This is a genomic window from Candidatus Methanoperedens sp. (genome assembly GCA_012026795.1).
Classification (GTDB): domain Archaea; phylum Halobacteriota; class Methanosarcinia; order Methanosarcinales; family Methanoperedenaceae; genus Methanoperedens.
In genome coordinates this window covers 24,507-35,419 of record VEPM01000024.1, presented here as the reverse complement: position 1 = coordinate 35,419, position 10,913 = coordinate 24,507, and the positions used below count along the sequence as shown (strand labels likewise).

Genomic DNA, 10,913 nt, shown 5'->3' with positions numbered 1-10,913 from the left:
CCTATTCTATCCAATTATCCTGATTGTAATTATGGAAAGAAGTGAGTTATAAATGTTATGGTAATTTCGCCAGGAGATATGCAATATATATAATGTTTAATAATATTAAAACAACTCTCATATGTTCACTGTTCGATCAGGAATGAGCAAGGATATATAACAAAAGCGCCTGTAAATCCGGGAATATGCATGATGAAAACATCAACAAAATAAAAAAAATTATCGGATTGGCTGCTGGTATTCCCGACCCGGTAGAACGCTCAAGGAAATACAGGACCATAGTTGGAATCCTGTCCCAGGATGCGGTACGTTCAAACGATCCGGAGTATATTGAAGAGGCAATGAAGATCGCAGGAATGGTTTCTGATGATCCATCCAAAGCTTATGTTGAGATCATCCGTGCCATTTCGAAGATGAACCGGAAAGATAAAAAAACATTCGATGATGCTGTTAAGATCACGGAAAAAACAGATAATGATCTTGACCTTTCCGTCGGGCTTTCTGAAATCGTATCTGCGTTCGGGAAATATGGTATTAATAAAAAAGATGAGATGATCTATTCCGGGTCTCTTGACCTTGCAAAAAGAATACCGATGAACACATATCGTGCAATGGCTTATAGGAATCTTTCAAAGGTAATGGCAGATATTGATCGATTAAAATCACTGGAATTGCTTGACAGGTCTATTGGGATACTCGAAAAAAGCCAAGGGATCAAAACGATATATCAAATACCGGCATATTGCGATACCAGTGCTATCCTGGCCAGGCTTAATGATAACCGGAGTTATGGTTTTTTCAGGAAAGCAAGAGAAATGGCTGAAAATGTCACGGATGATTTTGAGAAGTCCGCAGTTTTGTTAAAGATACTGGAAACAGGTGTTGAGATCGGAAAAAAATCAGGTGATAAAAAACTTCCGGATGAAGCGGCGGAGATATCAAAGGAGATCACAAGAGAATATTATAAGACACTTGCGAAAAATGCATTATTAAATAATTAACAAAATAAAGAATTACCGGAACTATCTTGGAAAACTGGAAAAGCCTATGGCAATCAGGGCAAGCACCCATATTGCAATTTTTTCTTTTGTTATTCGAATATTCATCATCTCTATCCGGTTAATATAATGTTCCTCATAATCATAAAGATATTGCATGAAAAATCCTTATAATAATATTTATGATTATAAAAGAATTGTATCCAGTATCTTTCCCCGGATGGATGTCCGTTTCATAATATCCTCCCTGTCTTTGAATGGTCTTCCCCGCATCACCTCTGCAACCTGTTTATTATCAATTCCGGGGAGCATATCCAGTAATTTAACCGGAAGACGGTTAATATCGACAGGCACAGGAATCCCGGTTATCGATCTGTGACCGTGGCCTGTGACGAGAATATCAAAGGAGCAGCCAGGATCAAGTTTGAGTGGGATTCCCACAAGCAGGGGATATGTACCAAGCTGCCTTCCGAATGTAATTTTATCGAAAATTTCCGTCCTGACGTCTTTAAGGATCGTGCCTGCCGGGACCAGGCGACGAAGCATGGGAAGGTCAATCTCGTTCCTGATCTTTTCTTTATAGCGAAGGAATAGCTCCTTATTCTTCCATACGGCTTCATCATGCCCCTGCATCGGGGTTCCCGCAAATGTCATGACCTGCCTGATATTCACTCTCCTGACCATAAGGCCGCTATCTAACACTTTTTTCAGGAAGCCAGAGTTGAGTTCAAATGTCTTTTTTGTTTCACCTTTCAATCCATGAACAAAATTAATTCCCGGCAGAAGTTCAGGAAGGCCGCTTGTTCCGCGTGTCCCTCCGACCTCGTTTAAGAGTTTTATGGCTTCAAATACTTCATCAGGCGCTGCTTTCAGGTCGTTTGCACTTATCACATCAGGGTCTGCGCTTTCCATTCCAAGTGCTGCGACATCTCCTGGTGTGTGATATTTTACGATTATTTCTGCGATCTTTCGCGATTCATCCGGATACTTTGCTATTGTTACGGGATTGGCATTATCCATATGCAGCACCTTGAGGGCTGGGGCAGCTTTTCGTATGCCGCTATAGAGTTCTTCTAAAGCTTCCGGGTCAGGAACACCTTTTTTTGATTGGTACATGAACAGGTCGGGCTGTCTTCCCAGCCTGAAATAGCGCGCCCCATTCTGGTAAAGAGCTGAAACCTCTCTTAAACAATCGTTTATTTCACGAAAATCAGGTTTTCCGTAGAATGGTTCTGTACAGAAAGAACAATGTGAATGGCGCGGACATCCCCTGTATGTCTCAAGCTCGCACATAACAAACGGGTAATCAGGATGCTGGGTGATGATGAAAGCGCCCGATTCTGCCCATCTGCCTATCTCGCTGGTTGTGCGCATCCTGTGGTTGATTGAAGCCGGATCGTTGTGTTCCATAAGATCAAAAACGAACGCTTCGATATCTTTCTTTGCAAGCGTAATTCCGGGAACAGAAAAATCTTTTGCAGATGAGCCGCCTTCCTCGCCAAATCCTAACCTGATAGGTCCTCCGATTATCTTTGTACCCTCAAGGTGCGATAATTCGCTGATCTCTTTAAGGGTGATGGGTGATGATCTCAAATATTTCCCCGGGACTGTCATTCCTGCTATGATAATATAAAGATCAAATTGCAGAGGCTCTCTGCGCGTTCTGAGCTGGTCTATAGTGCGATAGACGATATTCTCTTTTTGAACTCCTTTTTCGATGAGAGCGCCTGCTATATAACGAGGATAAGGAGCCATATACGGCGGAACGCCAAGGCATGCAGGTTCGTCTACATACCCGTCAAGGATCAGGACGCGCATAGTGTGTTGTTTTTGGGGATTGTTTTTATTTGTGTTGAAGTACCATAATACAATTAAATCTCTATCAATAGAGGCATATGATCACTATAACCAATCCATTCATTATATTTTCCAACTGAAAAATTTTTAATATTATCTATTGTATTTTTCTTTAAAAAAATATAATCCGTATGATATGATTTTGATTCTTTTTTGAACATGAAATATGTTGGATTTTTTTCTCTCCCAAAATCTTCTTTGAACCAATGATGATAAACACTCTCAATATCGTTCTTATTTAGTATTTCATTAACATTTTGAAAATCTCCTTCAAGAGAATTACTTTCTTTTTTATCCCAGATTATATTCCAATTAAAATCACCCAATATAATTAGATTTTTATTAAATAATTCATGGTATTCATTTAAAATATTCCACACTTGCGCAATATAACGATTTTGAGGTTTTTCTTTATCATTCATTGCCCATATTCCAATAAAAAAAGTATCATTTATCTTAAAAGGGATATAATACCGTGATGATAAACTTTTTTCATCCAGTTTCCTAATTTCATATTTAGAAAATACAGCTATGCCTTTGGTTCTATTTTCACCTTTCCAAATTCTAAATGGAAATAATTTATATGGAAACTCATCAGGATACTTATCAGGAGACTCACACTCTTGTATAAAGGCAATGTCTGGATCAAGTTGCTTGACTAAGAGTCCTTCTTTTTTTCTGAATTTCATATTTGCATTCCAAGTTACAATTTTCATTTATGTTTTTCCTGCCTAACAATTATGACTGAATTGCCTTCTATGCTTACCTTTCCTTGATCCAGAACTAAATCTTTTTTATCCATTATATGCTATACTCATAAAAATACTTCTCCCAATACTGGCAGCAATTATATGAATTCCAAGTTGTGGACGCCAATTTTCACCCGGTGCGCCCCCTTCGATGCTACTCCCAGCCGCATCCCCTGACGGCGCAGCCCGATGAATTAGGGAAGATGTATGCGAAATTGCGAACAGCCGAACTTCTTTCGGCCGCGCTGATTTTTGATGATTTTGTTGAATCTGGCATATTAACCACAGATGAACACAGATAAACACAGATACGCGTCATGATTTTGGGCGCGCCTGAGTTTTATTTTTATGATATTATAATTCATATTTTAACTGAGACATCAATATGATTTTCGTAAAGCACAGCAGTAAATCTGTGTTCATCTGCGGTTTTTTCGTAAGTTATCCCATGCCCTTCTAAAGTTTATCGGTTTTTTGTCCCCATTTATTACTTATCCATGTTTGCTATTTTCCTAATTATAACTTGACTTCGCCAGATAGCCTATAAAAGGGAAATCACATTTCAGAAGTTTTTGTGAACAACCTTGCATGAAAATGTAACTTTCCCAATAGGCAATATTGTATTGCTCGATAGAATTAAAAAAGATTTTGGTTACCTTGATTTTTTGTTCGGAAAAATCGGAGGAAAAGCCAAGGATTTCCAGAAAATCGTAAAATCATTAATCTACAACAAATTGACAGATAATGTTTCCATTAATCAAATCCCGAATATATACCCTGATGAAGCTTTTGAATGCTTGGGATTAAAAGAAACACCAGCAGAACGAAATTTCTATAGAACTATTGAACGAATTGGAGATAAATTTGAGATTATCTTGGAACTTCATCAGCAATTCCTAGCAAAAAACGATCTCGTCTCAAAAGAGCAATTCATTGATTTCTCGTCAACATATTTTGAAGGTACTAAACCTGAATTGGGTGCTTTAGGCTACTCAAGAGATGGAGCCCCCGGAAAGAAACAAATCACATTTGGGATCAGTACCGGAATCAACAATATTCCAACTGCATTGACAATCCAAAAAGGAAATATCCAGGATAAAACACATTTCGATCATATTTTCAAAGCAGTCAAAAAAGTATTAGGTGAAGGCAGTGTTTTAATATTCGATTGTGGAGCCAACACAAAAACAAATAAAAAAATGGTTCGCAATGGAAAATATCATTATCTTACTTTGAAAGCTAAGAAAAAGAAAATCTACAAACCAATTATTCATTTTTTTCATCAGGGAAAAAAGAATGGAAACATGAAAAGATTTGAAATGAACGATTCCTTTTATGAGTGTGTCAAACTGAAAAAAGATGACGAAACAATATATATTTTCTTTTCAGAAAAGCTGTATCAGGAGCAGCTACAGAAAAGAGAGAAGAAATATCTAAAGCTTCTCGAAAAAAACGATAAGGACCTGAAGAAAGTCAAAAAAGGAAAGAAACTTGGTTCAGTCATAACGAAAGATGGTTACATTATTCTGCATGGAAGTATCCAAAAAACCCTTACTCCAATAAGTAATCCTTTCATCAATGGATTGGAGGGATTTTTTGCTCTTGAAAGTTCTGTCGATGATGAACCCGAAAAAATTCTTTCGTTATACAAAGAAAGGGATAAAGCTGAAAAATTCATCCGAGGTTTGAAGGATGGGCTGGAGTTGAGACCGATACGACATTGGAGTCCTCTTGCAGTCAAAGGTTATTTGCTGCTTACGTTCCTCACGAATTTCCTGGTAAATTTGACACTTTATTTAGCTAAAAAACCAGTAGTCAGAGACATAAGATTACTCAGGAAATTCCTGAACAATTTGACACTTACAGTTGTATACCCAAAAAATGCCTTCAAATTTACAGTACTATCCAATATTTCAAATGAAGTAATCAGTATTTTAGGGGATTTTACCAAAAAATATGAGGATAATAGTCTGAAATTACGTTGGTAAAAAGCCATCTGGCAAATTGTATAAAGGGATAAAAATACGTTTTACTTAGCCGCAGGTGGCGAAGTTAAGTTATAACGGTCAATTATTGCATAAGCCTATACGCGAGAGCTCATTCATACCCGGGCGCATCCCCGTTAATGCCGCTTCCAGCCGCATCCCCTGACGGCGCAGCCCGGTGAATTGGGGCTTAGACCACAGTACAGATTCACGGTTTTTCATTCAAAAAATGTTTGAAGTTGTTCCCTTAAAAAGGATGCGAATGACAATAAATTCAATTCCAACCACTTAAATAAATAAAGCACCATTAGGATTGATTATAGAATTGTTTAAATATCCCTATAGATGGATTATAATGAAAATGAAATAATATGTATCGTTTCCTTGTTGTGATCGAAAAAGCGGATAATAATTATTCGGCATATTCGCCGGACTTACCGGGTTGTGTGGCTACAGGTGCAACTCGTGAAGAAGCTGAAAACAACATTTATGAAGCTATTGAAATGCATATACACGGGTTAATAGAGGACAAGTTACCTATTCCAGAATCAAAGTCATTTGCAGAATATGTGGCTGTTGCAGAAACAAGCATTGAGCAAACAACTTAATAATAGTTTACAAAAGACTTATGGCAGATTCATTTCTTTTGTGTTAAGACATGCGCGCCCCCCTATGTGCCGCTTCCAGCCGCATCCCTGACGGCGCAGCCTGGTGATTGGGAGATTGGGCGACAGTACGAACATCGGAACTTCTATCGGGCGCGCTGATTTTCGATTTGTTCGATGCATCGGGCAAATTAGCCACAGATGAACACAGATAAACACAGATACGCATCATGATTTTCGAGCGCATGATAATTTTATAATAAAAGTTGAATAATTCGTGGTGTTTTTGACCGGATTTGTTTTTCTTCCATGGAAATTTGTTTTTCATGATGCGCTTGTGGTTGCCTGAGGTTCTGATGGCGCGCCGAAATTTTATTATATTTATTTTATAATTTATATTGTGGCCGAGACATCAATCTGATTTTCAGAAAGCATAGCAATAAATCTGTGTTCATCTGTGTTTATCTGTGGTTTTTTCGTAAGTTATCCCATGCACTTCAAAAGCCAATCGTTTCCCTCCCCCTTCGTTTCTGCTCCCCAGCCGCATCCCTGACGGCGCAGCCTGGTGAATTGAGGAAGATGTATACGAAATTGCGAGCAGCCGAACTTCTTTCGGGCGCGCTGATTTTTGATATGCTCGATGCATCTGGCAAATTAGCCACAGATGAACACAGATGAACACAGATACGCATCGTGATTTTTGGGCGCGCCTGAATTTTATTTTTTTGATATTATAATATATATTGTAACCGAGACATCAATATGATTTTTGTAAAGCGTAGCGGTAAATCTGCGTTCATTTGCGTTTATCTACGGTTTTTCGTAAGTTCTCCCATTTTGCTATTGTCCTCATCATAACGGTCAATTATTGCATGAGCCAGGACGCAAGCGCTCATTCATACCCAGGCGCATTCCCGTTGATGCATCTTCCAGCCATCCCCCTGACGGCGCAGCCCGGTGAATTGGACCTCTAAAAATTGAGTTATATTTCAAGTTAAGCTTAATATAGTTTAAAACTATGAGTTAAAGAATGCAGAAATGCTACAATGTATCAATTATTGGTAAAGTCCAGGACGTGGGCTTTAGAAATCTTATAGAGGAAGTTGGAAGACTACTGAATTTAGCTGGTTATGTTTTCAATGCTTCTGATGGTAGTGTAAGAATGGTATGCAGGGGAGAATCCGGTGTAATTACCAAGTTCTTTAAAGAAATACAAACATTTGGAGAACAAAAGGGTGCTATAATCGATAATATTCAAAAAGAAGAAATATCTGTTAATATTTTCCTTCCAGAAAAATTCTCAAAACTTTATACAGATGAGATTGTGGATTTAGGTAGAAAGTTGGATATTGGAATTGACGTATTGAGAAATATTAAAGGGGATACTTCTGTATTGAGTTCTTTTGTTGCTGAGCAAAGGGTACATAATCAGAATCTCGAAAAAATTCTTGACAAATTAGCTGATAGATAGAAGTAGATTGCGCTCATTCAAACCCAGCGCGTCCCCTTCTATGCTGCTTCCAGCCGCATCCCCTGACGGCGCAGCCCGGTGAATTAGGGAAGGTGTATGCGAAATTGCGAACATCTGAACTTCTTTCGGGCGCGCTGATGTTTCAAACGGTTACCTCTGCAACTTGCCCTGTAATTAACAAGGATAAATCATCTCTTCTATAGCCAGAAATATTTTCTCTGTGCCTTTTCCCTCCTGATAGATTCGGCGGGCATTCAGTGACATTATCTTTCGCCCTATGCCGGGGAACTCATGATCAACCTCGAAATTTTTAATTTGTTTACTCCTGGGTATGATTTCTTCCAGCAATTTTCTTAATTGGGGAATGTCCCACTGACCATTGCCTACATCGTAGATGAATTTGTTCTCAGTTTCATCTGGTGAAACTTGAAACGTGCTGTAAAAAGACGGATTTGCAGATATTACCTTCAGGTCTTTATCCAGCACCATGATGGGTTGCTGTATCGTTTCTACAATGCTCTCTGAGTATACCCGTGCATCCTTCTCATTCTGCTCTGCCAGCTTGCGCTTAGTGACATCAATGAATGTGATAACAACGCCATCTACGACATTGTCTACGGTTCGATAGGGTAAGATCCTCATTAAATACCAGTACCCTTTTTTATCAAGTATTTCTTTTTCCTTAGGAACCAGAGTATTGAGCACTTCCTTAACTTCTCTATATATGTCTTCATCTTCTATATTTGAAACAATGTCACTAACAGGGCGTCCAATATCAGTTTTAATAAGGTTGATTACTCTTGTGGTTGCAGGGGTATAACCTTTAATTCGAAGGTCGTTATCCAGAAAGAGCGTGGCAATTTCCGTGCTTGCGATTACATTGTTCAGGTCGCTAACTGTGTTTGATAGCCCTCCAATTTGAGCCTGATGTTCAGCGTTAAGCGTTGACAGTTCCTCATTAAGCGATTGGAGTTCCTCTTTTGATGCACTCAGTTCCTCATTGGTACTTTGCAGTTCCTCATTAGCAGACATCAACTCCTCATTGGTTGATTTAAGTTCTTCATTGGATGTCTGAAGTTCCTCTATTGTAGCCTGGAGATTCTCTTTGGTGAACTTTAATTCATTTTCAAGCTCTGCAATATGCTCTTTAGCTTGTTTTGATTTGTAAGTTGCTCTGACTGACCTTGACTGCCTGGGAGATGGGACATCCTGGAAGGTGACCATTATCAGTCCCTGCAATTCCGGTTCTTTTATAGGCCTGACCGTTAAATCAATGGTTTGATAAGCGCCATTAGTTTTTACATTCAAATCCTGAAAGATAACATCCTTTTTTTGTGTTATAACTCTATGAATAGCTATATTCAATTCAGTCCTTAAGCCTTCACGTGCCATATCACTGATATTAGAACGGAAATTTCCGGAGGCAGGCTCAAGATATTTACCTGTTCTTCCATGGATATAGAGGATATCGCCTTTCTCATTTATAATAGCGCATGGAGGTATGTGGATATCAAGCAGCGTCTTTTCGATCTTTTCGCCAATGTTGATATTTATCGCTCTTGTTTTCATTTCACCTATTTTCGGGATTTCAACCGATGGAGCCATAGGGGCATGTTCAATCATCAAAGGTACATGTGCCCTCGGTCCTATGCGTTTATAAATTTTCCATTTTTTATCGACGGCAGAGTAGAGATCTGTGAATTCACCTATCGTTTCAGAACTGCCAAGGAAAAGGTACCCATCCGGATTTAAAGAGTAATGAAAGAGGAACAATAGCCTTTTCTGTGCTTCTGGGATAAGATAGATCAATAAGTTTCTACAACTTATCAGGTCTAACCTTAGAAAAGATGGATCGGTTATAACATTCTGAGGAGCGAAGACAACCATGTCCCTTATCTCTTTTTTTATAGTATATGTATCTGGATTTTTTATAAAAAAATGATTTAAACGTTCAGAAGACACGTTAACTGCGATGTTACCCGGGTAAACACCAGAACGCCCTATTTCAACAGAATCCCGGTCAATATCAGTTGCAAAAATCTGGACTTGAAAATTATTTTTTACCTCATCCATGTACTCCTTGAAGGCTATGGCTATAGAGTATGCTTCTTCGCCTGTTGAACAGCCCGGAGCCCATATCCGCAAAGGTTGATCAGGTTTTTTATTTTTTAATATCTCCGGTATTACTTTTTCTTTGAGGGCTCCAAAAGCTGCAGGATCTCTGAAAAAACTTGTAACTCCGATAAAAAATTCTTTGCACAGGGTCTGGACCTCAGCCTGGTTTTCCTGGAGGTAATGTACATAATCTGACATGTTCCCGATTTGATGGAGGCTCATTCGCCGCTCAATTCTGCGAATGATAGTATTCTTTTTGTATGCAGAAAAATCAATCTCGGTCTGATTTTTGACCAAAATAATTATTTTCTGTAAATAATTGGCAATTTGTTCGGTTACGATTCTTTCAGGTTTCAATAATTTCGTATCATAAAATTGGTTTACATAGCTTACCAGTTGCTCTGGTATTTTTTCCGGCGACAGGATATAATCTACAAGTCCTGTGGCTATTGCACTTCTTGGCATGCCGTCATATTCAGCAGACTCCATACTCTGAACCATAACCATGCCGCCTTCACCTTTTATGGCTTTTAATCCCAGGGTTCCTTCAGTTCCCGCTCCTGAGAGTATGATGCAAATGGCATTTTCTTTCTGGTCATCTGCCAGAGATTGGAAAAAGAAATCGATCGGATGCCTGATACCCCTGCTCACTACAGGATCATATAAGTGCAATGTCCTTTGCAGTATTGCCATATCCTTATTAGGCGGAATGATGTACACACGGTTTGGTTCAATCTTCATCCCATCTTCTACCTGGAATACCTCCATTTTTGTGTATCTCTTTAATATCTCAGCCATGACGCTTTTTGCAGTAGGATAAAAGTGCACAACGATGACAAAGGCCATACCGCTATCAATTGGCATATTGCTGAAAAATTTCTCTAAAGCCTCAAGCCCGCCTGCAGAAGCTCCCATGCCGACTACCGGAAAGGCGCTTTCCTGGCTTTCTTGATCCTGTTTAATGGCCACTATATTTTCATGGGCAGGGGAAGTAGAATTAGTAGCATTTCTTCCATTATTTTTTGGTTTCTTTTTATTTTCAGCCATCTTTTCAGCCATCTTGATAACCATTGTTCTATTAACATTTAACTTTCACTGTAAAAGCTATACCTGGACTCAGTCCGGGTTATTCT

The 10,913-nt window shown here is 38.9% G+C and carries 8 protein-coding genes; 4 read left to right on the top strand and 4 right to left on the bottom strand.

The features are described from left to right. Positions 1–185: 185 nt before the first annotated feature. Positions 186–1,001 carry a hypothetical protein gene (locus FIB07_12475; GenBank protein NJD53671.1) on the top strand — a complete coding sequence of 272 codons (816 nt, stop codon included), beginning with the start codon at positions 186–188 and terminating at the stop codon, positions 999–1,001. A 183-nt stretch (positions 1,002–1,184) separates the two neighbouring features. Here the strand turns inward: FIB07_12475 and FIB07_12470 are convergent, their stop codons facing one another. Together FIB07_12470 and FIB07_12465 are read right to left on the bottom strand one after the other, a co-directional pair. Continuing rightward, positions 1,185–2,816 carry a radical SAM protein gene (locus FIB07_12470; GenBank protein NJD53670.1) on the bottom strand — a complete coding sequence of 544 codons (1,632 nt, stop codon included), beginning with the start codon at positions 2,814–2,816 and terminating at the stop codon, positions 1,185–1,187. Positions 2,817–2,869: 53 nt separating this feature from the next. Beyond that, positions 2,870–3,571, bottom strand: a complete 702-nt coding sequence (locus tag FIB07_12465; GenBank protein ID NJD53669.1) for an endonuclease/exonuclease/phosphatase family protein — start codon at positions 3,569–3,571, stop codon at positions 2,870–2,872. A gap of 830 nt (positions 3,572–4,401) precedes the next feature. Between FIB07_12465 and FIB07_12460 the strand changes: the two genes are divergently transcribed. Continuing rightward, on the top strand, positions 4,402–5,592 hold the full coding sequence (locus tag FIB07_12460; GenBank protein NJD53668.1) for a hypothetical protein: 1,191 nt from the start codon (positions 4,402–4,404) through the stop codon (positions 5,590–5,592). A 368-nt stretch (positions 5,593–5,960) separates the two neighbouring features. Next, positions 5,961–6,197 (top strand): type II toxin-antitoxin system HicB family antitoxin, encoded by a 237-nt coding sequence (locus tag FIB07_12455; GenBank protein NJD53667.1) that lies wholly within the window; start codon positions 5,961–5,963, stop codon positions 6,195–6,197. 448 nt (positions 6,198–6,645) lie between these two features. On the opposite strand, the gene FIB07_12450 is transcribed toward FIB07_12455, so the two are convergent. Continuing rightward, the gene (locus FIB07_12450; protein ID NJD53666.1) at positions 6,646–6,840 is read right to left on the bottom strand and encodes a hypothetical protein; all 195 of its coding nucleotides are present in this window, start codon (positions 6,838–6,840) and stop codon (positions 6,646–6,648) included. Between the two features lie 384 nt (positions 6,841–7,224). On the opposite strand from FIB07_12450, the gene FIB07_12445 reads away from it, so the two are divergent. Further along, complete coding sequence (locus tag FIB07_12445; GenBank protein ID NJD53665.1) at positions 7,225–7,665, top strand: hypothetical protein; 441 nt, start codon at positions 7,225–7,227, stop codon at positions 7,663–7,665. Between the two features lie 174 nt (positions 7,666–7,839). Here the strand turns inward: FIB07_12445 and FIB07_12440 are convergent, their stop codons facing one another. Further along, positions 7,840–10,839: a PAS domain-containing protein gene (locus FIB07_12440; protein ID NJD53664.1), complete on the bottom strand. Its 3,000-nt coding sequence runs from the start codon at positions 10,837–10,839 to the stop codon at positions 7,840–7,842. Between the last annotated feature and the right edge of the window lie 74 nt (positions 10,840–10,913).